26 protein-coding genes are annotated in these 26,219 nt (G+C 56.0%); 7 read left to right on the top strand and 19 right to left on the bottom strand.

Features of this window, described 5'->3' with window-relative positions; genetic code table 11:
- Positions 1 to 22: 22 nt before the first annotated feature.
- The 4 genes from lldD to FOV68_RS05855 all read right to left on the bottom strand — a co-directional run bounded on the left by lldD (position 23) and on the right by FOV68_RS05855 (position 5,010).
- Entirely contained in the window at positions 23 to 1,210 is a 1,188-nt protein-coding gene (gene lldD, locus FOV68_RS05870) for an FMN-dependent L-lactate dehydrogenase LldD (RefSeq protein ID WP_022625165.1), read from the bottom strand.
- Entirely contained in the window at positions 1,210 to 1,983 is a 774-nt protein-coding gene (gene lldR, locus FOV68_RS05865) for a transcriptional regulator LldR (RefSeq protein WP_031590358.1), read from the bottom strand. Before lldR ends, lldD begins: the two co-directional genes overlap by 1 nt.
- The gene (gene lldP, locus FOV68_RS05860; protein ID WP_143990487.1) at positions 1,980 to 3,635 is read right to left on the bottom strand and encodes an L-lactate permease; all 1,656 of its coding nucleotides are present in this window, start codon (positions 3,633 to 3,635) and stop codon (positions 1,980 to 1,982) included. Before lldP ends, lldR begins: the two co-directional genes overlap by 4 nt.
- 205 nt (positions 3,636 to 3,840) lie before the next feature.
- On the bottom strand, positions 3,841 to 5,010 hold the full coding sequence (locus FOV68_RS05855; protein ID WP_143990486.1) for a cyanate transporter: 1,170 nt from the start codon (positions 5,008 to 5,010) through the stop codon (positions 3,841 to 3,843).
- Positions 5,011 to 5,097: 87 nt separating this feature from the next.
- On the opposite strand from FOV68_RS05855, the gene FOV68_RS05850 reads away from it, so the two are divergent.
- From FOV68_RS05850 to dbpA, 3 genes are all read left to right on the top strand, one after another.
- Positions 5,098 to 5,958, top strand: a complete 861-nt coding sequence (locus FOV68_RS05850) for a LysR family transcriptional regulator (RefSeq protein ID WP_031590361.1) — start codon at positions 5,098 to 5,100, stop codon at positions 5,956 to 5,958.
- A 90-nt stretch (positions 5,959 to 6,048) separates the two neighbouring features.
- Positions 6,049 to 7,437: an amidohydrolase gene (locus FOV68_RS05845; protein WP_143990485.1), complete on the top strand. Its 1,389-nt coding sequence runs from the start codon at positions 6,049 to 6,051 to the stop codon at positions 7,435 to 7,437.
- A gap of 1,011 nt (positions 7,438 to 8,448) precedes the next feature.
- Positions 8,449 to 9,831 carry an ATP-dependent RNA helicase DbpA gene (dbpA, locus tag FOV68_RS05835; protein ID WP_010255222.1) on the top strand — a complete coding sequence of 461 codons (1,383 nt, stop codon included), beginning with the start codon at positions 8,449 to 8,451 and terminating at the stop codon, positions 9,829 to 9,831.
- Positions 9,832 to 9,866: 35 nt separating this feature from the next.
- Here dbpA and FOV68_RS05830 read toward each other — a convergent pair whose 3' ends face one another.
- Complete coding sequence (locus FOV68_RS05830; RefSeq protein WP_031590363.1) at positions 9,867 to 10,259, bottom strand: YgiW/YdeI family stress tolerance OB fold protein; 393 nt, start codon at positions 10,257 to 10,259, stop codon at positions 9,867 to 9,869.
- Positions 10,260 to 10,426: 167 nt separating this feature from the next.
- On the opposite strand from FOV68_RS05830, the gene FOV68_RS05825 reads away from it, so the two are divergent.
- From FOV68_RS05825 to FOV68_RS05820, 3 genes are all read left to right on the top strand, one after another.
- Complete coding sequence (locus FOV68_RS05825; protein ID WP_010255217.1) at positions 10,427 to 11,389, top strand: chemotaxis protein; 963 nt, start codon at positions 10,427 to 10,429, stop codon at positions 11,387 to 11,389.
- A gap of 81 nt (positions 11,390 to 11,470) precedes the next feature.
- Positions 11,471 to 11,620, top strand: coding sequence for a hypothetical protein (locus FOV68_RS23990; protein WP_167861870.1), 150 nt, complete (start codon positions 11,471 to 11,473; stop codon positions 11,618 to 11,620).
- 298 nt (positions 11,621 to 11,918) lie between these two features.
- The gene (locus tag FOV68_RS05820) at positions 11,919 to 13,496 is read left to right on the top strand and encodes a methyl-accepting chemotaxis protein (RefSeq protein WP_031590364.1); all 1,578 of its coding nucleotides are present in this window, start codon (positions 11,919 to 11,921) and stop codon (positions 13,494 to 13,496) included.
- Between the two features lie 359 nt (positions 13,497 to 13,855).
- Here the strand turns inward: FOV68_RS05820 and FOV68_RS24300 are convergent, their stop codons facing one another.
- The 11 genes from FOV68_RS24300 to proB all read right to left on the bottom strand — a co-directional run bounded on the left by FOV68_RS24300 (position 13,856) and on the right by proB (position 22,047).
- The gene (locus FOV68_RS24300) at positions 13,856 to 14,026 is read right to left on the bottom strand and encodes a cold-shock protein (RefSeq protein WP_109654107.1); all 171 of its coding nucleotides are present in this window, start codon (positions 14,024 to 14,026) and stop codon (positions 13,856 to 13,858) included.
- Between the two features lie 3 nt (positions 14,027 to 14,029).
- Entirely contained in the window at positions 14,030 to 14,242 is a 213-nt protein-coding gene (cspA, locus tag FOV68_RS05805) for an RNA chaperone/antiterminator CspA (RefSeq protein WP_003854408.1), read from the bottom strand.
- A gap of 381 nt (positions 14,243 to 14,623) precedes the next feature.
- Entirely contained in the window at positions 14,624 to 16,378 is a 1,755-nt protein-coding gene (locus tag FOV68_RS05800) for a glycosyl hydrolase family 28-related protein (RefSeq protein ID WP_031590365.1), read from the bottom strand.
- 46 nt (positions 16,379 to 16,424) lie between these two features.
- Positions 16,425 to 16,577 carry a hypothetical protein gene (locus tag FOV68_RS23985; protein WP_186289721.1) on the bottom strand — a complete coding sequence of 51 codons (153 nt, stop codon included), beginning with the start codon at positions 16,575 to 16,577 and terminating at the stop codon, positions 16,425 to 16,427.
- Between the two features lie 4 nt (positions 16,578 to 16,581).
- Positions 16,582 to 16,875, bottom strand: coding sequence for a hypothetical protein (locus tag FOV68_RS05795; protein ID WP_031590366.1), 294 nt, complete (start codon positions 16,873 to 16,875; stop codon positions 16,582 to 16,584).
- Positions 16,872 to 17,219 (bottom strand): hypothetical protein, encoded by a 348-nt coding sequence (locus FOV68_RS05790; RefSeq protein ID WP_031590367.1) that lies wholly within the window; start codon positions 17,217 to 17,219, stop codon positions 16,872 to 16,874. Before FOV68_RS05790 ends, FOV68_RS05795 begins: the two co-directional genes overlap by 4 nt.
- Complete coding sequence (locus FOV68_RS05785) at positions 17,216 to 17,683, bottom strand: glycoside hydrolase family protein (RefSeq protein ID WP_031590368.1); 468 nt, start codon at positions 17,681 to 17,683, stop codon at positions 17,216 to 17,218. Before FOV68_RS05785 ends, FOV68_RS05790 begins: the two co-directional genes overlap by 4 nt.
- Before the next feature lie 204 nt (positions 17,684 to 17,887).
- Positions 17,888 to 18,166 (bottom strand): hypothetical protein, encoded by a 279-nt coding sequence (locus tag FOV68_RS24540; RefSeq protein WP_071941072.1) that lies wholly within the window; start codon positions 18,164 to 18,166, stop codon positions 17,888 to 17,890.
- Positions 18,167 to 18,587: 421 nt separating this feature from the next.
- Positions 18,588 to 19,319: a S24 family peptidase gene (locus tag FOV68_RS05775; RefSeq protein ID WP_109654074.1), complete on the bottom strand. Its 732-nt coding sequence runs from the start codon at positions 19,317 to 19,319 to the stop codon at positions 18,588 to 18,590.
- 360 nt (positions 19,320 to 19,679) lie between these two features.
- A complete protein-coding gene (gene proA, locus FOV68_RS05770) occupies positions 19,680 to 20,933 on the bottom strand; it encodes a glutamate-5-semialdehyde dehydrogenase (RefSeq protein ID WP_031590372.1) in 1,254 nt (417 codons plus the stop codon).
- Positions 20,934 to 20,943: 10 nt separating this feature from the next.
- Positions 20,944 to 22,047, bottom strand: coding sequence for a glutamate 5-kinase (gene proB / locus FOV68_RS05765; RefSeq protein WP_010255198.1), 1,104 nt, complete (start codon positions 22,045 to 22,047; stop codon positions 20,944 to 20,946).
- A 238-nt stretch (positions 22,048 to 22,285) separates the two neighbouring features.
- Between proB and ompC the strand changes: the two genes are divergently transcribed.
- Positions 22,286 to 23,398, top strand: a complete 1,113-nt coding sequence (ompC, locus tag FOV68_RS05760; protein WP_010255197.1) for a porin OmpC — start codon at positions 22,286 to 22,288, stop codon at positions 23,396 to 23,398.
- A gap of 259 nt (positions 23,399 to 23,657) precedes the next feature.
- Here ompC and crl read toward each other — a convergent pair whose 3' ends face one another.
- The 3 genes from crl to gpt all read right to left on the bottom strand — a co-directional run bounded on the left by crl (position 23,658) and on the right by gpt (position 26,014).
- Complete coding sequence (gene crl, locus FOV68_RS05755; RefSeq protein WP_143990484.1) at positions 23,658 to 24,059, bottom strand: sigma factor-binding protein Crl; 402 nt, start codon at positions 24,057 to 24,059, stop codon at positions 23,658 to 23,660.
- A gap of 132 nt (positions 24,060 to 24,191) precedes the next feature.
- Positions 24,192 to 25,439: an esterase FrsA gene (gene frsA, locus FOV68_RS05750; protein WP_143990483.1), complete on the bottom strand. Its 1,248-nt coding sequence runs from the start codon at positions 25,437 to 25,439 to the stop codon at positions 24,192 to 24,194.
- Between the two features lie 116 nt (positions 25,440 to 25,555).
- Complete coding sequence (gene gpt, locus FOV68_RS05745; protein ID WP_031590376.1) at positions 25,556 to 26,014, bottom strand: xanthine phosphoribosyltransferase; 459 nt, start codon at positions 26,012 to 26,014, stop codon at positions 25,556 to 25,558.
- Positions 26,015 to 26,219 lie beyond the last annotated feature (205 nt).

Below are 26,219 nucleotides of genomic sequence, written 5' to 3'. Positions count from 1 at the left end.
CAATACATTCATTTTCGCAGGCTCAACTCACCGCGCGGGGACGTGGCGGTGTGCTCTGCGGTGCCAGTAACGCTTCCGCCTGCACCAGCGAATCGCGGGTGATTTCACCGATCGACTTCGCGCCGGTCAGGGTCATGGCAACGCGCATCTCTTTTTCAATCAGCGTCAGCAGGTTTTCTACGCCGCGCTGACCGTGGGTTGCCAGCGCATAGATAAATGCCCGTCCCAGCAGCACGCTGTCTGCGCCCAGCGCAATCATCCGCACCACATCCAGCCCGTTGCGAATGCCACTGTCCGCCAGAATCGCGATGTCACCTTTTACCGCATCGGCAATGGCTGGCAACGCACGCGCCGAGGAGAGCACACCATCCAGCTGGCGTCCGCCGTGATTAGAGACCACGATGCCATCGGCGCCAAAGCGCACCGCATCACGCGCATCTTCCGGATCGAGAATGCCCTTGATCACCATCGGTCCATCCCAGAACTCGCGGATCCACTCCAGATCGCGCCACGAGATAGAGGGATCGAAGTTGTTCGCCAGCCAGCCGATGTAATCTTCCAGCCCGGTAGGCTTGCCCAGATAAGTGGAGATATTCCCCAGATCGTGGGGACGCCCCTGCAGACCCACATCCAGCGCCCACTGTGGATGGGTGACCGCCTGCCAGTAACGACGCAGCGCCGCGTGATTGCCGCTCATCCCGGAGTGCGCATCGCGATAGCGCGCGCCCGGCGTGGGCATATCCACGGTAAACACCAGCGTAGAGCAACCGGCGGCTTTGGCGCGCTCCAGCGCATTGCGCATAAAGCCGCGGTCACGCAGCACATAGAGCTGGAACCACATGGGACGCTTAATCTGCGGGGCCACCTCTTCAATCGGGCAGACCGAGACCGTCGACAGGGTAAACGGAATGCCTTTCAGGTCTGCCGCGCGCGCCGCCTGCACTTCACCCCGGCGGGCATACATGCCGCACAGGCCGACCGGTGCCAGCGCAACCGGCATCGACAGGGTTTCATTGAACAGTTTGGTTTCAAGACTCAGTTCCGACATGTTTTTCAGAATGCGCTGGCGCAGCGCCACATCCGAGAGATCCTCGACGTTACGACGCAGGGTGTGCTCGGCATAGGCACCGCCATCAAGATAGTGAAACAGGAACGGCGGCAGGATACGTTGCGCGGCCGCGCGATAGTCACTGGCAGCGGAGATAATCATCAGTCAGATTCCTTTGGGTTGCGTGTGTCGTTATCCGGTAAGCGGGTGATGCGCGCCTGACGCGCTTCATCTTCATGCAGGCTTTTCATGGTGGTGTGCACGAATCCCAGATGCTGCATCGCCGCCTGGCGCGCAGCTTCGGCATCGCCCGTGAGGATCGCATCAAGCAGCGCCTGATGCTGTTCAGTCAGGCGGGCGAAAATCGCGGGCTGGGTATACATGCGCTGACGGCTCTGCATCACCGACGATTGCAGCAGCTCAAAAAACCCACGCATGGTCTGCAGCAGCACCACGTTGTGCGACGCCTCGGCAATCGCCAGATGGAAGCGTACATCCGCCTGGGCGGCGAGATCGGGATCGTCACTCTCTTTCAGCTTCAGGGTGGCGTCGAAAGCGTACTGCAGCTTCTCTTTGTCGGCGTCGGTGGCGCGCAGTGCAGCGTGCCAGGCGGTGCTGGCCTCGATGGCATGGCGCGCTTCCAGAATGTCGTAGCGGTAGTCGGGATCGTCGCGCAGCAGCTGGCGAATTGGCTCGACGATGCGCTGTTCCGACCAGGGCGCCAGCTGCTGCCGGATCCAGGTGCCGCCGCCGCGTCGGCTAATCAGCATGCCGTTGCTGATCAACTGCTGTATCGCTTCACGCAGCGAGGAGCGGGAGACGCCAAGCTCCGCAGAGAGCTGCCGCTCGGCGGGCAGGCGCATGCCCGACTCGAGCTGATGTTCGGTGATATAGGCCCGCAGGCGCATCACCAGCGGATCGGCATTACTGCTCATGGGATCATCCAGGGGAAGACGTAGGCCTGAAGCGTGGTTATCACACCGACCATACAGGTGAAAATCAGGCTGTGTTTAACGGTAAACCGGAACAGATCAGACTCTTTGCCCACCAGCCCGACCGCCGCACAGGCGATGGCGATCGACTGCGGCGAGATCATCTTACCGGTCACGCCACCGGTGGTGTTGGCCGCCACAAGCAGAATATCGGAGACGCCAATCTGCTGCGCGGTCGTGGCCTGTAAAGCGGCAAACAGCGCATTCGATGAGGTGTCTGATCCGGTCAGGAAGACGCCCAGCCAGCCCAGGAACGGTGAGAAGAAGGTAAAAGCGTGGCCGGTGTGCGCCAGCGCCAGTGCCAGCGTCGCAGACAGCCCGGAGTAATTCGAGATAAAGGCAAAGGCCAGCACCATCCTGATGGAGTAGATCGGTAGCGCCAGCTCTTTCAGCGTTTCACCAAAAGTCTGCAATGCTGCCTTTGGCTTCATGCGCAGGAAAATCATCGCCATGATCGCCGCAATTAAAATAGCGGTGCCGGTGGCGGAAACCAGATCCAGCTTAAAGATGGCCGGATAAGGAGTTGCAGTGCCGACCACGGGCGGCATCCGCGCCACCAGCTCATTCAGCATCGGCACCGGCATAGCCAGCACCCACTCATAGAGCGCACCGCCTTTGGCGAACAGCGCTTTAAACGGCGGGATACTCCAGAGCGTGACGGTGGCGGTGAGAAACAGGAACGGCATCCAGGCGCGGATCACCTGCCCCAGCCGATACTTCTGCGGTGGCAGCAGCGGATCGCCCTGTTTCGCCTCTGCATCGGCAAAGCGGAAGATGCGCACCGGTTTCCAGACCCGCAGGAACAGCGTCAGCGAAATCAGCGAGGCGAGCGACGAGATAATATCGGGCAGCTCCGGACCCAGGAAGTTGGAGCTGAGGAACTGGGCAATGGCAAACGATCCACCTGCCACCACCACCGCCGGCCAGGTCTCTTTCACTCCGCGCCAGCCATCCATGATCGCCATAATCCAGAACAGCACAATCAGGGTGAGCAGCGGCAGCTGACGTCCGGCCATCTGGCCGATGGCAAAACTGTCCAGCCCGGTCACCTGCCCCGCCACAATAATCGGGATGCCCATCGCGCCAAAGGCCACTGGCGCGGTGTTCACAATCAGGCAGAGCCCGGCGGCGTAGAGCGGATTAAAGCCGAGTCCCACCAGCAGCGCGGCGGTAATCGCCACCGGCGCACCAAAGCCCGCAGCCCCCTCCAGAAACGCCCCGAACGAGAAGCCAACAATCAGCATCTGCAGACGCTGATCGGGAGTAATCGACAGGATAGAGGCGCGGATAATGTCGAACTGGCCGGTTTTGACTGAGATCTTGTAGACGAACACCGCGGCGACAATAATCCAGGCAATCGGCCACAAGCCATAGAGAAAGCCATACACCACAGCGGCCAGCGCCTGTGCAACCGGCATCTGATAGAGAAACAGCGCCACCAGCAGTGCCAGCACCACGGTGGTGGTGGCCGCCAGGTAGCCTTTCATCTTCAGCTTAATCAGCGCAAAGAAGAAAAAGAGAATCGGGATCAGTGCGATCAGGCTTGAAAGCCAGATATTACCCAGCGGATCGTAGTTTTGTTGCCAGATCTGCATGCCAGTATCTCCAGAGGAAAAGGTGACGTGGCACGCAGCCGCAACGCTGGTGCCATCTGCCCCGGATTGGTCAGACCAAACCGTTATGTCGGGGCTTATGGCAACAGATAGTTAACGCATTGTTAACCTATGGCAACAGAAGATGCGCGAATTTTCCCGGAGTGTGAACCAGAGAAAAATATTGCCGGGATTGGTCGGACCAAAATCAGCGATTCACCTCCGGAAAGGCGTGCTGATAGCTGCGCGGATGGAAACGCAGATTTAGCACGATTAACAGCAGCGTGACCGCCGCCTGCAATAACCAGACGCTGGTGAAGTGACCGGTGAGCGCATGCAACTGCCCGGCGATAAACGGCATGCTGCCCGCGATAATAAAGCCGACGCCCTGCATAAAAGCCACCAGCCGCGCGCCAGCCTGCGGCTGCTCCAGATGATCCAGCGCCAGCACCAGCGCCAGCGGAAATGCCCCGCCCAGCCCGAAGCCCGCAATCCCCGCCCAGAGCCACGGCGCCAGTTGTGGCGCAAACAGGAAACCGAGCATGCCGCTGAACTGCATCGCCAGTGTCAGCAGCAGCAGCGGACGGCGATCGCGGCCCCGCGCCAGCAAGGGCAGCAGCAGCGCACCCGTGACCTGACAGCCGATCATCATGCCAAGCAGTGAACCGCCCGCCTGCGCGCTCCAGCCGAGTTGATGATAAAAATCGGGCAGCCAGGCGACACAGATGGCATATCCGCCGTTCACCAGACCAAAGCTCAACGCCAGCGTCCAGGCGCGGGTTTTCCGCCACAGCGAAGGCAGAGCGGCGGCCTCCGTCCGGGCTGCACGTGGGGTGGTGATAAACAGCCAGAGCAGGATGGCCAGCACCGCCGGCAGCGCCCAGCTGCTCAGTGCGCCCTGCCAGCCAAGCTGCCCATTCAGCCACGGCGAGATCGCCGCGCCAATCCCACCGCCGCCCATCAGCGCCGCTGCCCACAGTCCGGTCACGCCGGCACTGCGGCTGCCAAAGCGCTGACGGATCAATCCCGGCATCGCCATCTGCACAATGCCAATGCCCGCCCCTCCCGGCACAGTACTCAGCACCAGCCAGCCTCCATCAGCCACAAACAGCCGACTCACCAGCGCCAGCAACAGCAGTAACAGGCCACCCAGCAGCAGTTTACGTACCGCAAAGCGCTGCATCAGCGGGGCGCTGACTAACGCGATGGCACCCATCATCATCATCGGCACCGCAGGCAACAGCGAGGCCGCCAGCGGCGACAGACCGATGCTCTGCCGCAGCTCGCCGAGTAACGGACTGACCGAGGTCATCAGCGGTCGCATATTGAGCCCGGCCAGCACCAGCGCCGCCAGCAGCAGGTTGTTCTCTCTCTTCATCTGAGATCCACACAGTTAAAAGTTGCCAGCCTGGCAGCAGTCGTTACTATCTGGAAATGAAATATTACTCTGCCTGGTAGTGGAAATATGAATCGTCAGCCGATGTTTACTCCGCAGCAGCTGCTCAGCTTTGTCGCGGTGTGCGAAACCGCCAGCTTTACCCGCGCCGCCGACCGGGTGCACCTGTCGCAGTCCACCGTCAGCCAGCAGGTGCGGCGGCTGGAGGAGATGGTCGGCAAAGAGCTGCTGAACCGCTCCTCGCATCAGGTGCAGATCACCGAAGAGGGCGAGAAACTCTTAGGCTACGCCCGGCGGATTATCGCCCTGAATGGGGAAGCGCACGATGTGCTGAGTGACCAGTGGCGCGACGGCGTGCTGCGTCTTGGCGTGCCGGAAGATTTCGCCGCGCCCACGGCCGGTCTGCTGGCACACTTCAGTCGCGACCATCCGCAACTTCGGCTGGACGTGATGAGCGGCATGCAGGTGGAGCTGCGGCGCGCCTGGCAGCGTGAAGAGCTCGACATCATGCTGATTAAGCAGCCCTACGGCGAGCGTCCGCTGGCATCGCGTCCTGAACCCCTGCTGTGGCTCGATAGCGCAGAGTGGCCCTGCTTTGAGCAGACGCCGGTACCGCTGGTGCTGTTTCCCCAGCAGGGGCTCTATCGCGATGAGGTATGTCAGACGCTCGATGCACTGGGCCGTAGCTGGCGCATTAGTTACAGCAGCGCCAGCCTTGTCGCGCTGGCCGCCGCCAGTGCGCAGGGTCTGGGGCTGACGTTACTGCCTGCCAGCTGTCGCCTGCCGCAACATCGGGTACTGGGCCCGGAACAGGGTCTGCCGGTGATTGATACCTTCGAACTGGCGCTGTTCTGTCGTGATCCGCAGGATCCGCTGCAGCGCGAGCTGGCGCAATCTCTGGCCACCTTCAGCCAGCTGCGCTGGCAGTGAGATATCGAATAGTCGTCAGTGGAAAATAACGCAGCAGGGTGGAGCGTCGTTTGTCAGATTAAGACCTTGTTCACTTTGCAGGAGCCTCTGATGCCTATTTCCTCTTCGCCGAGCCGCCGTGATTTCCTTGGCCAGATCGTCCGCTGGACCGCCGCAGGCGGCTTGCTGGCCGCCGGTCTCGGCCAGCCGAGTGCCGCCACGCCATCACCTTTGTCCTCCACCAATCCCGACCAGCCCGCCGCCCTGCCCCGGCAGGATCACTATCTGCTGCGCAATGTGCGGCTGGAGGAGGGCTTTATCCGTGAGGATGATGAGATCGTTGCGACCCGGACCGGGCGTTACGACATCAGCGTGCGCGACGGTAAAATTGACCAGCTGACACCCGCCGGCCAGGGTGACAGCACCCTGCCGTCGTGGGATGCACAGGATGCCCTGCTGCTGCCCGCCACCCAGGATATGCATATCCACCTTGATAAAACCTTCTACGGCGGCCCGTGGCAGGCTCCGCGTCCCCGTCAGGGCAAAACCATCATGGACATGATTGCGCGTGAACAGGTGCTGATTCCGCAACTGCTGCCGCACTCTCAGGCGCGCGCCGAAGGGTTAATCGCCCTGCTGCACGCCAAAGGCACCACCCGCGCCCGCAGCCATTGCAATATCGATCCGGTCAGCGGCCTGCAAAGTCTGGAGCATCTGCAGGCGGCATTAGCCCGTCACCCCGCCTTTCCCTGCGAGATTGTTGCCTTTCCACAGCATGGCCTGCTGCACTCGCAGGTCGATGGGCTGATGCGCGAGGCGATGCAGCACGGCGTTGAGTATGTCGGCAGCCTGGACCCCACCAATGTCGATGGTGCCATGGAGAAGTCACTGGATGCGATGTTCCAGATTGCGCTCGACTACCAGCGCGGCGTGGATATACATCTGCATGAAACCTCACCTGCTGGCGTGGCGGCGATTCAGTACATGATTGACACCGTGGCAAAGAATCCGGCGCTGAAGGGCAAAGTGACGCTGAGCCACGGTTTTGCACTGGCGACCCTGTCCGGCAGTACGCTGGATAAGATGATCGCAGGGCTGGCGGAGCAGCAGTTCAGCGTCGCCTCTACGCTGCCGATCGGCAAGCTGACCATGCCGATTCCGCAATTACAGGCAGCGGGCGTGAAGGTGATGACCGGTACCGACAGCGTTATCGATCACTGGTCACCGTTTGGCACCGGCAGCATGCTGGAAAAAGCGAACCTCTATGCGCAGCTCTATCGGGGATCGGATGAGTTCTCGCTGTCGCGGGCGCTGGCGATCGCCACAGACGATCGGCTGCCGCTGACAGCCCAGGGTGAACGCCAGTGGCCTGCACCGGGCGATGAAGCGAGCATGATGCTGGTAGCGGCGAGCTGTTCCGCCGAAGCCGTGGCACGGATTTCGCCGGTCGTCGCGACGTTCTCGCGCGGTAAACCGGTGTTTGCGCTGGCCCCGGCCTGAAACAGCAGGACTGCGGACAAAAACGCCGGGAGCGTTTTTGAACAACGCAACGCGTTGGCCCGGCTACGGGCGCACCTCAGGGATGAGGTGCGTACTAAAAACGCCGGGAGCGTTTTTGAACAACGCAAAGCGTTGGCCCGGCTACGGGCGCACCTCAGGGACGAGGTGCGTAATCGCCCGCGCTGAGCCTGCCAGGGATGGCGGTTTTGCGTCTTTGCGGAGGGCGTATGCTCCCTCAAGCCTGCTCTGCGGCTAACGCATACCTGCTCAGGATTTGCCAGAAGCGACCTTACTGCCCAAACCTGTCCCCTGATACGCCCCCCAAAAACAACAGAGCCTCCACAAGGGAGGCTCTGCATTTACCTGAGCGGAGTGCGGGTTACGCGCTTTTGGCCCATTTATCATTCGACATTAGTTCCATTGCCAGCGCGTATAAGCGACGATCTTCCTGATCACAGGGCTCATCTTCCGCATAACACGCAATCATCGAAGCGATCTTATCAGCCGATAAGCTCTCTCCATGAACATGCAGTGTCAGTACGGCGCGGCCTACTATTTTAAGCACATTTTCATGTGGTCCCTGGATGCGATTACTCAATGCAAATACCCTCTACCGGTCGTTGTACCAGGAATATGGCGCGCTAAATATAAAGCAATTAGCTCAGGATTTTTATCGGCACCAGTGGTGATATTTTTTAATGATTAATTCTATTACTGGAGTAGTAGTTAAGGATTTATCTGATTAACAATGAAATAAATATTAAAAAACGGCTACTTATCAAATAATCACTGGCCTCAAAAGATCGTCACCCTGGAACAATCACATGGAGTCGGAGTTAATCTATAAAAATAAACCACCTTTTTCCCGTAAACTTCAGTCTATTCCTAAGCCCTCTGACAGATATAGTTTCATACTGCTAACCATCGAGGTTCCCGTTGCTGTCAGGCGTGCTTTCTGCCAGACTTGCCCCGCAATAATGCCCTACACTTTCAGCCTCAGAGGCCGCGCCCGTGACCGCTTTTTCTACCCTCAATTCGCTTCCCGACAGCCAGCTCGAAAACCTGCGCGAGATGGGCTACACCAGCATGACGCCCGTGCAGGCCGCCACGCTGCCCGCCATTCTGCAGGGACGCGACGTGCGCGCGCAGGCGAAAACCGGCAGCGGTAAAACGGCTGCCTTTGGTATTGGTTTACTGCACCATATCGACAGCGCCCGCTTTCAGACCCAGGCACTGATTCTCTGTCCGACCCGTGAACTGGCGGATCAGGTAGGCAATGTGCTGCGCCAGCTGGCGCGCTTCACCCGCAACATCAAAGTTCTCACTCTGTGTGGCGGACAGCCGATGAGCGCACAGCGTGATTCGCTGGTGCATCCACCCCATATCGTGGTCGGCACGCCGGGTCGTATCCTCGACCACATCAACCGCGAAAACCTCAAGCTGGACCAGCTCAGTACGCTGGTACTGGATGAAGCCGATCGGATGCTGGAGATGGGTTTCCTGAATGATATGGAAACGATCATTGAGGCGACACCCGCCTCGCGCCAGACGCTGCTCTTTTCCGCCACCTGGCCAGACGGCATTACGGCTATCAGCACCCGCTTTCAGCGTGATGCGCTGAGCGTGGTGACAGAAGATGTCAGCGAACTGCCTTCAATCGATCAGCAGTTTTTCGAAGCCAGCCACAATGAAAAACTGGGTCTGCTGATAGCCCTGCTCAGCGATCGCCAGCCCTCATCCTGTGTGGTCTTCTGCAACACCAAACGTGAATGTGATGATGTCGCCGCGGCGCTTAACGCGCGTGATATCAGCGCCCTGCCCTTGCATGGCGATCTGGAGCAGCGCGATCGCGAACGCGTGCTGATCCGCTTCGCTAACGGTAGTGGTCGCGTGCTGGTCGCCACCGATGTCGCTGCACGCGGACTCGACATCAAATCGCTGGCGATGGTGGTTAACTATCAGCTCGCCTGGGACCCTGAAATTCACCTGCACCGCATTGGTCGTACGGCACGTGCGGGCGAACATGGCGTCGCGGTCAGCCTGGTTGCTGCCGATGAGATGGCTCGCGCGCATGCGCTGGAAGATTTCCTGCAGCAGAAGCTGCCGTGGGTCTCTGCCAGCACGCTGAAAAAGGGCAGCAGCAAGCCGCTGCCTGCAGCTATGATGACCTTGTGCATTGATGGTGGCCGTAAAGCTAAGATACGTCCGGGAGATATTCTGGGCGCGCTGACGGGTGAAGCGGGTTATCGCGCGGAGCAGATCGGCAAAATTGTCCTGACGCCGACCCACGCCTACGTGGCGATTGAAGCGAATCAGGCCAAAAATGCGCTGGTGAAACTCAAGCAGGGCAAAATCAAAGGCAAAACCTGCCGGGCGATTCTGCTGAAGGACTAAATAAAACGGGCGAGGAAATTACCTCGCCCGGTTTGTTACGGCTCTTCGATTTGGGTCACATGCAGCGTGGTTTTATCCCCTTTACCCTGTACCTTGCCACTGACGCGTACTTTGTCTTCTGCGGTGTAGGTTTTACCACCAAAGGTCTTCTTCGGCGCGATAATCGGTAAGGTACCGGTGTTGTCACGGAACTGATACCGTTCGCCCTGCTCTTTCTTCACGATGTAACCTTCCAGCGTCACATATCCGCCCTGACGGAAATCGCGGATCTGATCAATGTGCGTCTGACCGGTATCTTCTGAACCTTTATAGCCGGCATCCTGCTTGTGTTGCGGCGGCGGCGTATCGCCTGCTTTGTATCCACCCTCTTCGGCCGAAACACCCGCACTCATCATCACCAGCAACGACGCCAAAATTACTTTTTTCATTTCACACTCCTTTATTGGAAAGGTGTCCATGTTGAACCTTCAGGGTTAATCCTGGCACATTAATTGGCGTCCGTTTTATTTCACCCTTCTCTTCTCACCTTTTTTCGATTGCTGCCGATAACCTGTTCACACCCTATTTCACCAGCTGCGTTAATGCAGAGGCAACCATGGATAATTTTCAGAAAGAGATCGATGAAAGAGCGAACCTCGCGTTATCGAACAAGTTTGAGCTGCTGCTGTTTCGCTTAGGTTCCGATCAGCTGAAAGGCAAGTCTGAACTGTTTGGCATTAACGTCTTCAAGCTGCGTGAAATTGTGCCGATGCCCACTATCACCAAAGCCGCAGGCATGCGTTCGCCGCTGCTGGGTATGGCAAGTATTCGTGGCCAGTTCATTCCGGTCATCGACCTGCCTGCCGTGGCGGGTTGTGTGCCGGAAACCGGTCTTAACCTGCTGCTGGTCACCGAGTATGCCCGTAACACTCAGGCGTTTGCCGTGGAGTCAGTTGAGAACATTGTGCGTCTCGACTGGAGCCAGGTGCATACCGCCGAAGCCGGTATCGGCGGCCGCAACATTACCAGCATCGCCTGCCTGGACAGTGACAAGCAGAGCAACGAGCTGGCGATGGTGCTGGACGTTGAGCAAATCCTGTATGACATCATCCCATCAGTGCGCGGCGTCGAACCGGAAGCGGCCAGACCGCGTGCCTTCAACTACCGCCCAGGTGCAGTGGCGATTGTGGCAGAAGATTCCAAAGTCGCGCGTCAGCTGCTGGAGCAGGGCCTGAAGAGTATGGGCATTCCGGCGCTGATGTTTAACACCGGTCTCGATGCATGGGAAAAAATTAAATTGATGAGCCAGGAAGCGCAGGCTGCCGGCGAATCGATTCACGACAAAATCGCCCTGGTGCTGACCGATCTGGAAATGCCAGAGATGGATGGTTTTACGCTGACCCGCAACATCAAGCGTGACCCGATCCTCAAGGCTCTGCCGGTCGTTATTCACTCTTCACTCTCTGGCAGCGCCAACGAAGATCACGTGCGCAAAGTGGGTGCCGACGGCTATGTAGCGAAGTTTGAGTTGAATGAGCTGTCAGACGTGATTTTCAACGTTCTGGATACTGCCCGCTAAGCGAATGCGGGCCGCCAGGAATGCCCCGGCACGCTTTTACATTTTAGCCAGCGGAATGGCTGACCTGACCAGGAACCGACTATGCACATTGAAACTGTACCCGTTACGCCTGCACCTGCTTCGCCTTCCCATCAAAAGTTGCTGCGTGGCCGTTTACGCCAGCTGGCCTGGATTAGCGCCGTCACGTTAAGCGTCGCGTTCTGGACAGGCCTCTACTTCTTAGTTTTCTGAATCCATTCATCCTTGTCTGGATCGGGCTGTCAGCATCACTGCTGACAGCCCTTTTTTTGTCTGAATTTCCTCTGGTTATTACTTAACCCTTTCTGATGTTTTTTACTGACTATTTATTCACCCGGCGTTATTACTTAAAAATTATTAAAGCTACAACATCGCGCTCCGATAACAGTATGCGCGAGCTCACCTTTTTGCCTGCGGCTGTGACCACAGACATCAGCAAGGCACTGCGCACAACAGCAGGAAACCTGAGTGTTGCTAATAAATTGATTAATAATAAAACGGGGAAGAGAACATGTTCAGTATCAAGAATATGAAGGTGGGAATGCGGCTCGCAGCAGCCTTCGGTATTATTGTGACGTTACTGATAGTGATTGGCGTGACATCCATAACCAGGATTAACAGCATTAATACGGCGATCGCCTCGATCGTTGACGATCGTTATGTGAAAGTACGACTGGCATTTGATGTGCGCGATGGCGTCAACGATCAGATCAAATACCTGCGCGGCATGGTGATCGACACGACACGTCCGGAAATGAATGTGAAGCGTTATGGTCAGCTGGATGAAGCCACGCAGCGCACCAACAGTGCGATGAAAAAGATCGAAGATATTCAGGTCACGCCGGTCGGCAAGAAAAAGATCGCCGGTCTGCTGGCCTCTTCCCAGGCTTTTGAGAAGGTTAAAGCAGAGCTGATCACCCTGGTGAAAGCGGGTGATTTTGAGGCTGCCAGCACCTATGTCCTGAAATCGATGACCGCCACCCAGAACAAATTCCTTCAGGATGCCGTGGATTTTGCCAACTCTCAGGACGCACAGCTGCGCAGTGAAGGTCAGGGTATTGTGGAAAATGGTCAGTCGGCTATCTCCATTACGCTGATTTTCTCCGCGCTGGCGATTCTGGCGTCTATTCTGCTGGGCTACTTCCTGACCCGTTCTATTGTGCGTCCGCTGGTTGCAGCGGTTGACGTTGCTGAACGCGTTGCCGCAGGCGATCTGAGTTCACAGATGCAGGTGACCTCACGCGATGAAACCGGCGTCCTGATGCAGGCGCTGCAACGAATGAACGATAATCTGCTGTCGATTGTGACTGAAGTGCGTACCGGCTCCGACACTATTGCTGTGGCCTCTAACCAGATCTCCAGCGGGAACCTTGATCTTTCTACCCGCACCGAACAGCAGGCCAGTTCGCTGGAAGAGACCGCCTCTGCTATGGAGCAGATGACATCGACCGTGAAACACAATGCCGACAACGCGCGTGAAGCCAATCACCTGGTTTCCACCACTTCCAGCGTGGCGCGTGAAGGTGGCGTGGTGATGGAGCAGGTCATTGAGAAGATGGAAGCGATCGCCCTCTCCTCACGAAAAATTGTCGATATAATCAGCGTTATCGACTCCATCGCCTTCCAGACCAATATTCTCTCCCTGAATGCCGCGGTTGAAGCGGCACGTGCGGGTGAACAGGGTCGTGGCTTTGCGGTCGTGGCGAGTGAAGTGCGTAATCTGGCGCAGCGTTCAGCCTCAGCGGCCAAAGAGATTAAGGTACTGATTGAAGATTCCGTCGCTAAAGTCGATGAAGGCAGCAAGCTGGTGACGCACGCCGGTTCAACTATCGGTGAAGTAGTGAACAGCGTGCAGAGCGTGGCAAACATCATGAGCGAAATCACTATTGCCAGCAGCGAGCAGAGCAGCGGCATTAATGAAATCAATCAGGCGATTACCCAGATGGAAGCGGTGACGCAGCAGAACGCCGCGCTGGTACAGGAAGCGTCAGCCGCCTCACAAGCACTGCAGGATCAGGCAGAGCGTATGGCACAAGCGATGAGCGTGTTTAATACCGGCAAGCTCTCACTGCAACCCGTACTGCGTTAATCCCTCTCAACGGCCTGCTTCGGCGGGCCGGTTAAAGCATGGTGACGATAAGAGCGGATAGGTTAAAGGCAGTTGAGCGGTAAGCGGTAAGCGGTAAGCGGTAAGCGGTAAGCGGTAAGCGGTAAGCGGTAAGCGGTAAGCGGTAAGCGGTAAGCGGTAAGCGGTAAGCGGTAAGCGGTAAGCGGTAAGCGGTAAGCGGTAAGCGTATAAAATTTAACAGGGGAAGTGCAGATAAACAGGCAGATTACGAGGAAAAGCGTGAGGTTTGAGAAGGAGAAAATGCAGAAACAAAAAAGGCTGCCAGAGGCAGCCTTTTATTACTGTAAATGCAACAACGCTATAAAGCTCACTAGCCTTAATCAGAGGGCGCGAAGCTGGCTCTGAATTGCAATCCTTGCCATGTTCACCTGAACCACGACAGATTTGCAGAAAATGCATTTCGCTCCATGCGGGTTGGCTCTTGTAACATCAAAATGTGATGTACGAAACTGTGAGCCACTACAGTGAGGACATTTAAAAGTAATTTTCAGTCCTTAGAGACCAACAACGTTCGCAGCAGCTGGGCCTTTGGCGCCATTTTCTACTGTGAATTCAACTTGCTGACCTTCATCTAATGAACGGAAATCGGTGCCCTGGATTGCAGAGAAATGTACGAATACATCTTTGCTGCCGTCTGCAGGAGAGATGAAACCGAAGCCTTTCTCTGCGTTAAACCATTTAACGGTACCGCGAATTTTGTTAGACATGCTTAAATCCTTAATATATCGAGCCTTCCGGCATACATAATGGCCTGAGAACAGATTTTAATCAGAACGTAAGAGAAGACTCAAAAAGAAGGGATGTCTCGCGACAAACTTAGAGATGAGAACTGCTTTGGTTACTTACTTTGATAGTGTCTGTTAATCAAACCGACGATTCATTAGGCCACACTTATTAAAGTGACGCAAGCCGTAATTCAAATTAATCGCAATCAGCCCGCTGACGAGGATGAAGGCGAAAGGCTGTGTCAGGGAGACTGTCTGGCTTCGCAGTGCAACTGTGACCTTTCTGGCGACGTAAAAAGAAGCGGAGATAATGTCAGATCAAAAAAGGGCGAGGCCGGAGCCTCGCCCAAAACATGCCAGTCATCAATCGTAGTAAGGAACCTTACGGTCCACGCCGTTGATATTGATCAGCACGAAACCGGTCGGAGCGGTCTTATTGGTCGGCGTACCCGCAGCAGTAGCCAGCGTAACCACCCCTTTTTCGTTGGCCCCGATGCCCGCCAGCCCGTTGTGCATACCAAAACGTGCAGCGGGTTTCAGGTTGCTGATTTTGGTGATGTCCTCTACCACCGTCATATCCGACTGGAACAGCGAACAGGAACCGGTATCGAAGCGGGTCGGACCGGTGGTCTTCAGGTTGAACATGGTCTCGCCGCTGTTAGCTCTCAGCTTGACCCAGATTACGGCATAGGTGGTCCCTACCCGGCCATAACGAATGTCCAGCACGGAAGGCTGCCCCATGTGGTAAGCATCGGCCCAGACCGTCTCCAGTCGCTGCAGGTTGATCAGGGTTTTACCTGTAGCCGGCATATTTACCGGTGAACCGGCGGTGCCGGAGGGCGTGGTGGCATCCGCTTTCCCGATCAGCTCCATTACCCATTGCTGGTTAGGCGCCGGGAAATAGAGCTGCCCCAGCCGATACCAGTTATCGGTATCGGTGTTGTTCACTACTTTATAGCCACTGTAATAGCCGGCACGCAGCGAACCGGTCATGAACGTGCCGTAGTTCTCATCCCGACGATAGCCATATTCAAAGGTCGATAACCATTTGTTTCCGGCCACATCATTGGTGATTTTCGCCCCCGCCTGCAGGTTAATATGACGCATCACCACGCGGGCATTGTTGAGATTGAGCGGCGTGGCGCAATCTTCAATGTTGAGCGTTTCAATGTTCCAGCCGCCGTCAGAGAGATCCCCTGGGTTCGTCGTGTGTTCAATCCAGACGTTACGCATGACCCCCTGTGTGACGCGCGGCATATAGAGCGTGGCATCACCATAGCCCGACTGGAAGTTGGCATTACAAAGCTCAATCGCGGTTGAGTGGTCCCAGTTCCCCTTCGGCGTATTTGACCAGCCGATATCAAACACGCGTGAATAGGTACTGGAGCTGTAGATCTGATCGAATTTACTGTCGAGCGTATCCTGCAGCTTAAAGACGGTTCCCCCTGTACTTTGCGCCTTGAAGCAGAAGATGTTGACAATCTGGCCTCCGACAATCGTATTTTCGAAGAACGGCTGAACGTTACTGCACTGTTCAGGCGTGACGGTAACTTTGAGAGTGGTGTCGACAGTCCCGGCGTTAGCCTGTCCGTGCCAGCAGATGCCTTTGATGGCGATTTTGCGCGCCATGACCTTAAACACCGGATTAGCGCTTTTGTCAGAAACAATGGTGGTACGGGGTGACGATCCCTGTTCAATGTCATCCCCTATCAGACCAAAAAATGGCAATTCCGTATTGGTGAGATCGATGGGGGAAATCAGGAAGCGGCCACCCGGAAAACGCACTGGAATCGCTTTCGCATAGGTGTTGTAAGTCTGCGTCCATGTCAGCATTCGCCTGAAGGCATCAGTATCATCGGTAACGCCATCCCCTTTCGCGCCAAAGTGCAGGATATTCACTTCGGCAGGATCGTTGATAGTGCGCTTCCAGTAGAAACCGTTGCCCACCGCCACCGTACCGCCATCATCCTTCAGCGGTGTGGTGCTGAGGAAACCAACAAAGTCAGCGCCACCACGAAAGCTGGAGTCCTTATCGTAATAGCGTTTAAGGCTCGCGACTTCACCTGATTTTGGTGGAACAGTGGTACGCAGTTCAGCAAAAGAGTTAACTTCGATCATAGAATCCTCCTCAGGATCATAGAGATATCGCGCTGAAATCAGCGCACTACTTAGCCGCAGCCGGATGGCCGCAAAGGGAGTCCCACATGTCGTTGTGGGTGTTGATGGCGCGCACCGTACGAACGTCCATTTTTTGCGCGTCATCGCCGTAGGTATAAAGAGGGGAAAAAAGTACGCAGGCAGAGTCAGTGATCGCCACCGGCTCAGGGTTTGTGGTATTTCGACTGCTGCAGCTTGTCGCGAGCAGCAGCGTCATCAAGGCTATGGTTGTCAGTCGCCACACGGTTAGCCTCCTCGCGGTTATGTTGTTGCTGTTGCGCCACCGCGCTGACGCGGGACGCCTCCTGTTGCGCGTTATCGACGTCAGAACGCGCTTTTTGCTGCACTTTGCCGATTTTCTTGCCGCCGAAATAACTGGCACCCAGCGCCGCAATGACAGCAGCGAGTGCGGCCAGCCAGTGCCAGCTGCCGCCCAGTAAGGTGGTAATCAGAGTCATGGCTTCGCTCCTTCAGCCTGCTCCTTCGCATTGAGCAGGTTTTTCTGACGTACAAACTGAGCAATCACCCCCATCGCCACCATGAACGCGCCCACCAGCCCCAGGTAGTTGTGTGGCAGGATCGATTTAACGTCCTCCGGCAGCACATTCCAGGCATCAACGGCGGCAGAAGGAAACGACTGCGCCCAGGCGCTGAGCATGGAACCCAGCGACGCGAGCCAGACAGACCAGGTTTTGAAGAGCAGGCGGGCATGAGAGACAAACTGCAGGGTGGTAAAGCGCTGCAGCAGCAGCAGAATGATGATTGCCGTCAGCACGGCGACGAGAAACATGAGCCATCTCATAACAACCCCCTGTAAACCGCATAGGTTCCGCTGCGCATCATCTCTGCGTGGCGACGGGCACGGCCAGGCGTCTGACGGGCCCAGAGGCTGTTCATCATCGCGTCAGCCGCTTCATTGAACTGTTCAGCGACGATCGCGCTGAGCATATTTTTGAACTGCAGGACCCCATCAACGCCCAGCTGATAAGCCATGCTCAGCAGCACGTCGGTGCGGGCGTCGTTGCACTTCGCCAGCGCATTACGCAGCAGCTCCCTGCCCTGCATCTCCTGAATTTTGTTTTCAAGAATGCACTGTTTCCAGACATCACCGACGCGCCGTGGCACGCGGAAAACGTAATTACTCAGAGACGCCCCCTTGGGTCCAATGCGGATGCCGCCGGCCACTGTGGGAAAGCCCAGCGTGTCGAGATAGGGCGTGTCGACATACCCCTCTTCAAAATTCAGTACTGCGATTATCTGGCTCATAACAACTCCTCAATGACGGGTTAAAGCAACTCAGCCTTGTGAAAAGAAATACATAACGCTCGCTGATCATTACCCAGCACGGCGCAGCAGAAGGCCTTACTGACCCTGCAGCAAAACTGAACAGTAATTCAGCAAATTGCGCCCAGTGAGAACTGGAGAAAACGAAGAGTTAGCCGGAACGGAAAAATGCGCTTTCTGCGCGTTTCAACTCACTGCGTAGAGATGAACGTGCGGAAGACAGCAATTGTCGAAACTGGGTGTTTCCTGACTGGTGACGCGGGGTGCAGTGATTGCGCGGTCAACGCGCGGGGCGACCTGACGTTGACAGATTTGCTCTGCACGTCTCAGGGTGGGTGTTTCAGTTGGGAGATTCAGGGCCTGGTCGATGCTCTGTGTCAGGCTGCTGAGAGGTTGGCGCCGCCGGTGGCGACGAGTACGTGCGTTGCCTATAAAAACGCTTTTGCCATAGTGAATTATCGCCATAACTCCTCCTGTGAATGAGTCTTTGGCGATGGGGTGGCAGGCGCGAGCTTTCGGCGAACCGAACGGGCCCGAATGTCGTATATTACGGTCGCACGCTCGCCGCCCGGCTGCATTAGCAGTCAGGTGGAAAGTAAGCGAGGGGAAATAAACGGCATCTGACGACGCTGCATTTTGCGCATCCACCCCATCCCAAAGCACACTGACTTTTGGGTGGTATGATTCGCGCTTGTGCAGCGCCTCAATTGTTTAAGAGCGGCTCATCCCTGAAAGAACAGCTTCGTTCATCCATATCCAAATTATTAACAGGTTCTTATGCTTTATCAAACACTGTTGGTTAATTTTTTATTTACCGCTGGTTAAATTTATGAATTTATGCCGATTATTTTTTTGCAGGCCTCCCGGAAAAGTGCCAGAAACGGCCTTAGCCGAGAATTTGATAGTGACGCGCCTGACTCATGATCACTTTGGCCAGCACCTTCAGGCTGGTGACGTCATCATGATTAAGATACCAGGTTTCATAGCGTTTATTGTCTGATATTACAGCAATTTTTTTGTGCTGCAGCTGCAGGCGCTTGAGATAAAGCTGCTCATCGAGGGTGAAAATATAGATGCCGTCGCCGTCGAACATCCGCACGCTGATATCCACAAACAGCTGATCGCGCGGCGCAAAGGTGTCAGCCATTGAGTCACTGTTGATAGCGATTAACCGGATGTTTTCCGCCGGGCGACCGTTGAACAGCACCCGCGCCTCATCCAGACCATATTCGATCGCCTGGATAGTCTCGACAAACTCATCACGCGCGGGCAAGCCCGCAGCACTTCGCTGACCAATGTCGAGGCTATCAATCCGAAACACATTCTTCTGAGCGGAGAGCGCACTTAACACCACCGGCTCAGCAGGTTGTTCCATACCGTACTGCAGCCACTCTACCCTGACCCCCAGTAGCTGGCTGAGTGCCAGTAAGTTGCCACCATCCGGCACTGACTGCGCGTTAAACCACTTCCACACTCCCGGCGTTGAAATCTTACAGCCTTGCTGCTGCAGGGCTCTGGCAACCTGTTTGTTTCGTCCATGTCCGGCAATGCCGGCACTCTCACAGGCCGCTATCAGCCTGGCGGTGAAAGCTTGTCTTGTACTTTCTTTTTTAACCATTAGTTAATAATCAGCCATAGAAGAGATACTGGATGTTATTTTCATTATTGCTACCAGTTCATTTTATATTACCGCTCGTTTACTACCTAACCGCTTTATCAAGCATTGCTGATAATCATTATCCGCTTCAGCCCGCCGCTGAACAAAAAATATTGCCTCAGGCCGCGTACAGCCCCGGCTTTCAGGAATGTTCCGTAAGAAATTGCGTGAATATCAGCCAGAATAGTGGCCAGCAGTGATGAGACCGGAATGGAAATTAAGCCGACGCGCAGAAAACTCTATCTTTCGCTGGACCGGAAAATGGAACTAAAAAAAACGGGAGTCTCTGAAAGACTCCCGCTTTGTTAAAAATTATGGCAGTTATGGCCGGAGCGTATCGTCGCCCCAGGCTATCCATTTATAGGTAGTCAGCGCCTCTAATCCCATCGGGCCACGGGCATGCAGTTTCTGGGTACTGACCGCCACTTCGGCGCCCAGGCCAAACTGTCCGCCATCAGTGAAGCGGGTGCTTGCATTGACATAGACCGCTGAGGAGTCGACCTGACGGACAAAACGCGCGGCGTTGCGGGTATTGCGGGTCAGGATGGCATCCGAGTGCTGCGTGCCGTGCGTACGGATGTGATCGATAGCCTCATCCATATCCGCCACTAATCTGACGTTAAGATCCAGCGACAGCCATTCATCATTGTACTGCTGTGGATTCACCTGCGTGACCGATGCCGGGCCTTGCTGCAGCTGCGCCAGCACGTTGCTGTCAGCATGCAGTGCGATCGCTTCCTGCGCCATACGCGCGCTGAAGGCGGGCAGGAAACGATCGGCAATCGCCTGATCCACCAGCAGCGTTTCCAGGGAGTTACAGGCGCTGGGACGCTGTTTCTTGGCGTTGACGATCAGATCAAGTGCCGGTTCGATCTCCATCGTCTCATCAATGTAAATGTGACAGACGCCGATGCCGCCGGTGATCACCGGAATGGTAGAGTTTTCCCGACACAGCTTGTGCAGCCCGGCACCGCCACGCGGGATCAGCATATCGACATAGCGATCCAGCTTCAGTAGCTGATTCACCAGCTCGCGATCCGGATTTTCGATCGCCTGAACGATCGCCGCAGGCAGACCGTGCTGTTTGAGCGCGTTCTGGATCACCCGAACGGTGGCCGCATTGGTACGCCAGGTCTCTTTGCCGCCGCGCAGAATGGCGGCGTTGCCGGTTTTCAGGCACAGAGTGGCAACGTCCACCGTGACATTGGGACGCGCCTCATAAATCACGGCCACCACGCCCAGCGGTACGCGACGGCGTTCAATGCGCAAGCCGCTGTCGAGCTGACCGCCATCGATTAACTGCCCCACCGGATCGGCCAGCTGGCAGACCTGGCGTACATCGCTGGCGATGCTGCCGAGGCGTTGCGGGTTGAGTGTAAGCCGGTCCAGCAGCGCGGCGCTCATGCCGTTCTGACGCGCATCGGCTAAATCCAGCTCATTGGCCGCCAGAATGTCTGCGCTTTCCGCCTCCAGACGGTCGGCAATGGTCATCAGAACCTGATTTTTCTCTGCAGTCGACAGATCGGCCACGGTGTAAGCTGCGGCGCGGGCCGCTTTTCCCATTTCTTCTAGCATTGTCCGCTCCTTAACTGACGATCATGTCGTCGCGGTGAACCGCCACCGGGCCATATTCATAGCCCAGGATTTCACTGATCTGCTGGCTGTGATGACCGGCAATCATCCGCATCGCGTCGCTGTTGTAGCGTGAAACACCATGCGCGATATCCCTGCCCTGCAAACTGCGGATACGGATCACTTCACCCCGTGAGAAATTCCCCTGGATAGCACGGATCCCTTTCGGCAGCAGCGAACTGCCGCGTTCAATAATTGCCGCCAGCGCACCATCATCGACAGTGAGTTCACCGGCCGGAGGCGCACCGAAAATCCAGCGTTTACGATTTTCCAGCGGCGATTGCTGCGCATGAAAGCGCGTACCCACCGGCTTGCCGTCAATAACATCGCTGATCACGCCGCTGCGACTGCCTGAGGCGATGATGACATCGATACCGGCGCGGCAGGCGACATCCGCCGCCTGAAGCTTGGTCGACATGCCGCCAGTGCCGAGACCCGATACGCTGTCGCCCGCCAGGGCACGCAACGCATCATCGATCACATGGACATCACTGATCAGCTCAGCCTCAGGATTGTTACGCGGATCGGCAGTGAACAGTCCCTGCTGGTCGGTCAGCAGCAGCAGCTTGTCGGCACCGCCGAGCATCGCCGCCAGCGCCGAGAGATTGTCGTTGTCACCCACTTTGATTTCAGCGGTGGCGACGGCATCGTTCTCATTGATCACCGGCACAATGTGGTTATCCAGCAGCGCGCGCAGCGTGTCGCGGGCATTCAGGAAGCGCTCGCGATCTTCCATGTCGGCACGGGTCAGCAACATCTGACCAATATGGATACCGTAGATTGAGAACAGCTGTTCCCACAGCTGAATCAGACGGCTCTGCCCCACCGCAGCCAGCAGCTGCTTTGAGGCGATGGTGGGCGGCAGTTCGGGGTAACCCAGATGTTCGCGTCCGGCGGCCATCGCGCCAGAGGTCACAATCACAATGCGGTGGCCCGCGGCGTGCTGCTGCGCACACTGACGAACCAGTTCCACCATGTGCGCCCGATTCAGCCGGCGGGAGCCGCCGGTGAGAACGCTGGTACCCAATTTGACCACTAAGGTCTGACTGCCACTCATATTTCCTGCCGTAGTGAAAAATTTTTACGAAAGGACGTTTTAACAGGAGTCGATAAGGAAGCCAACAGCCAGCGGGGGAAAAGCACGAATTTACGCGGACAAGGACGTAGACCAAAAGTTCAGGGTTAACAAGAAATCATGAAAAGTGTCATAAAAAGTTCATCGCCGACGGGTAAAAAGTCCGTGCTTTACAAAAACTTTCATTTTTTTACGGCGTTCACATTGGGATTGATAGCAAATGAAGAAAAGCACACTGGCCATGATCCTCTCCACGCTGACGCTGGCATCTGCCGCGCAGGCTGCCGAAATCTATAACAAAGATGGCAACAAACTGGACTTATACGGCAAAGTTAAAGCTGAGCACTACATCAGCGATAATGCCAGCCAGGATGGAGACAAGTCCTATACCCGTATCGGTTTTAAGGGTCAGACACAGATTAACGACCTGATGACCGGTTATGGTCAGTGGGAATATCAGTACAACGTCAATAACTCCGAAGGCAGCGACGCCAATAACGGCAACAAAACCCGCCTTGGGTTTGCCGGTCTGAAATTCTCGCAGTATGGTTCGGTCGATTACGGTCGTAACTACGGTGTGCTGTATGACGTTGAGGCCTGGACCGACGTGTTCCCGGAATTCGGCGGTGACGGTACAGCCCGTTCCGATAACTTTATGACTCAGCGTGCTACCGGTGTGGCGACTTACCGTAACAACAACTTCTTTGGTCTGGTCGATGGGCTGAAGTTTGCGTTGCAGTATCAGGGTAAAAACGACGCCACCAGCGCCAACACCCGTACCGACATTAACCGTCAGAATGGCGACGGCTACGGTGCCTCACTGGGCTATGCCCTGGGTGATTCCGGTGTGAGCCTGATGAGTGCCATCACCTCTTCTGACCGTACCAACCAGCAGCAGGCACGCGCCTATGGCGGCGGTGACCGTGCGGATTCCTGGGGCGCAGGCGTGAAGTATGATGCTAACAGTGTCTACCTGGCGGCGATCTATACCGATACCCGCAACATGACGCCAATCAGCGGCACCAACCGTAACACCGGTGCTACCGTCGCGGGCGCAGCCAACAAAGCGCAGAACATCGAACTGGTGGCGCAGTATCAGTTTGATTTCGGCCTGCGTCCTTCTATTGGCTACGTACAGACCAAGGGCAAAGATATCGAAAACGGTATCGGCGATGCGGATCTGGTGAAATATATCGACGTGGGCGCGACCTACTACTTCAACAAAAATATGTCCGCTTTCGTTGATTACAAAATCAACCAGCTGGATGATGACAACGCGCTGTCGATTAACAACGATGACGTGGTCGCGATGGGTGTGACTTACCAGTTCTGATTTCAGGCTAGAAAACCGGACGGATTTGGATCTGGCAGCAACGCATAAATTCAACACGCAGGGAACACGGTCAGAAGAGGAAAGCGTCCCGCGCCAGGACGGCGCGGGCCGAGCGTGCCATGGATGGCGGCTTTTGCGTCTTTCCGATCTGACCGTGTTCTCTGCGAAGGCTCGAACTCACAGCGGACAAGCCTTCAACAAAAATGGCGAGTTTTTAAACTCGCCATTTTTTTCGTCTTTATTTCACTGCACTACCCAATCAGGCGCTCAGCTTCACCGGTTTTTCATCGAAATCGCTGGCCGGAATCAGATCCAGCTCGAACTCTTTCAGCATCGCTTTCAGACGGGTATGGAAATTCCGTAAGGTCTCTTCCACGCGCGCCGTATTCTCTTTGCCTTTGACGGTTGCCACCGACCAGTCACCCTCTTTATCGAACAGACCGATATGGTAGACATAGGTAAAGTGGTCAGCCTGCGCTTCAAGCTCCATCCACCAGCCCCAGAACTCACGCAGTTCCGGTGCCGGTTTCACATTAACGCAGGCAGCCAGGCAGTCGAAAAAGAACCGGGTTTCGCCACATTTCCCATCGCGAATATAAGGCCCAAGCTCCGTAAAGCGCTTAAGCAGGCGACTGCGGGGATGACCACTTGGTAACGTCATGCTGAATCTCCATAGATTTTGACCGCTATACAGCCTTGATTTTCCGGACGGCCAGGGGATGTCATGTTTCGCTTAACGGCAGCCCGGAAGAATTCCGCTACTAGTTGTAGCAAATACTGTAAATTTTGCCAGTTACCTTTTTAAACGCTTCTCCAGCCAGTCGCAAATTTCATTCAGCGCCTTGTCGAAACTGGCCATCATCGGCTTCACCGGAATCAGCAACGCTTTGCCATCTGACGAAGAGTTAGCGATCAGCTTGCTCTCCTCTTCCGGGCTGAAAAGATCGTTTTGCCAGTAGCCCGACAGCATGGGTGTCGACGTCCGGCGGCCCAGCAGTCCCTGGGTTTTCAGCGAATATCGATTGAGTTCGGTACGCAGCGCACTGTCAGAGGCGGTTGCCATGCCCAGCCGGCTCGCCAGCATATCCATATACATATCCGGGATCTCATCCTGCAACGCCGTCTGCGTCAGCAGCGCATGCACAATCGGGCCAAGACAGGCGACTCCACGCAGCCGCTGCGATTCCAGATAGGCCAGTCGTACGGCCACGTTAGCGCCAAAGCGATAACCAAACGCCGCCACGCGGGTATGGTCGATCCAGGGCACGTTTTTCAGATCGCGCAGCACCTGCTGATGCAGAAAGCTGGTGTCCTGATTCAGCGTCCATTTCACCGAGTTGCCTACCGACGGCACATCAATGGTCAGCATGGCGATGCCGCGCGGGGCAAGGTAATCATGGAACAGGCGATAGTGATCGCTCTGTAATGAGTCGAGCGCGCCACAGAACAGCACGGTGGGATAAGGCGCTTCAACGTCAGGCGGCATGTGCAGAAAGCCGTTAACCGGGCTGCCACCCTGAATGGCGAACGTCAGCGGTTTCAGCTCGCCCGGCAGGCGTTGAGTCGCCTCTTCATAGGCGCGGTTCGCCAGCGTCTGCGCCTGGTCGGCCAGTTCATCACCTTTTATATAGGGATAGGCCGCAACGCTGTAGAGATGCGCCGCGTGTAGCCAGTAGTCGCCCGCCTCGCTGTCGTCGGTGGCCTCCAGCGCTTTCTGCTGCCAGATACCCGCCTGTTTACACCATTCGAAATGCCAGTTGCCGCCGCGAAAACCGATTACAGTGTCGAGCAGCGTCTCATCAGTATGTTCAACATTGCTGATGGCAATACGTGCCAGCACTTCGCTGATCTCCTGCGGCGTCAGGCCACGCCATGTCCACATCAGCTTATTCAGCATACGATACCAGCCACGCTGGCTGTCACCATCCAGGGCTGAGTGGACATCCGAAGTAGCATGATGGTGGCGGCGAACCAGGGATGAGGTTTCAGGATGTTTAAAGCGCGGTTTGAACAACTCCTCGCTGAGATTTTTGCTCGACATACTCACTTCTCCTGCAACAGAAACGGCGATGGCTAAGTGTACTGTACGGCAATTCGGTGTGCGAGGCACAGAAAGCAGAACGCCCGGAAAACCGGGCGTTGTCTGATGTGTATCAATCAGTTTTTAACAATCGGCGGGATGTAGACCACACCCATATCCCACGGCTGCTCGATCCAGGTATCCTGCGGAATATCGACAATATAATCATCAACCAGTGAGCGACCGGCCGGTTTAGCGAAAATGGTGCAGAAACGCGCTTTCGGATACATCTCGCGAATCGCCTGGGCAGTGCCGCCGGTATCCACCAGGTCATCGATCACGATAAAGCCTTCACCGTCGCCTTCTGCGCGCTTCAGGACTTTCATTTCGCGCTGATGATCGTGGTCATAGCTGGAGATGCAGACGGTATCGACGTAGCGGATACCCAGTTCACGTGCCAGCAGCGAAGCCGGTACCAGACCGCCGCGGCTCACCGCGATAATGCCTTTCCACTGTTCAACAGGAAGCAGGCGCTGGGCCAGTTTACGGGCATGAATCTGAAGCATGTCCCAGGTAACGACGTATTTTTCGCTCATAGAATAGAAATCCCAGCCAACCGAGGTGGCGTAAAAATGTGCAACGGGGAAAAGGTTGCGCGAGATTATAAGGAGTTGACGCACTAAAAACCAGCACCCGCGCACTGGTTGCGGCTTTTTAGCGCGTCTGAGAGCGCACCCGGTAGAAAACAGTGATATTCTCGGGCCTGGCTCGTCAGATTCTCTGACGGCGATTTTTCACTGG

Origin of the sequence: Pantoea sp. paga (assembly GCF_007558755.1) — a bacterium.
In the GTDB taxonomy this organism is placed as follows: domain Bacteria; phylum Pseudomonadota; class Gammaproteobacteria; order Enterobacterales; family Enterobacteriaceae; genus Pantoea; species Pantoea agglomerans.
Note: the sequence above shows the minus strand (reverse complement) of the source record. Positions and strands in the feature narration are given on the sequence as shown.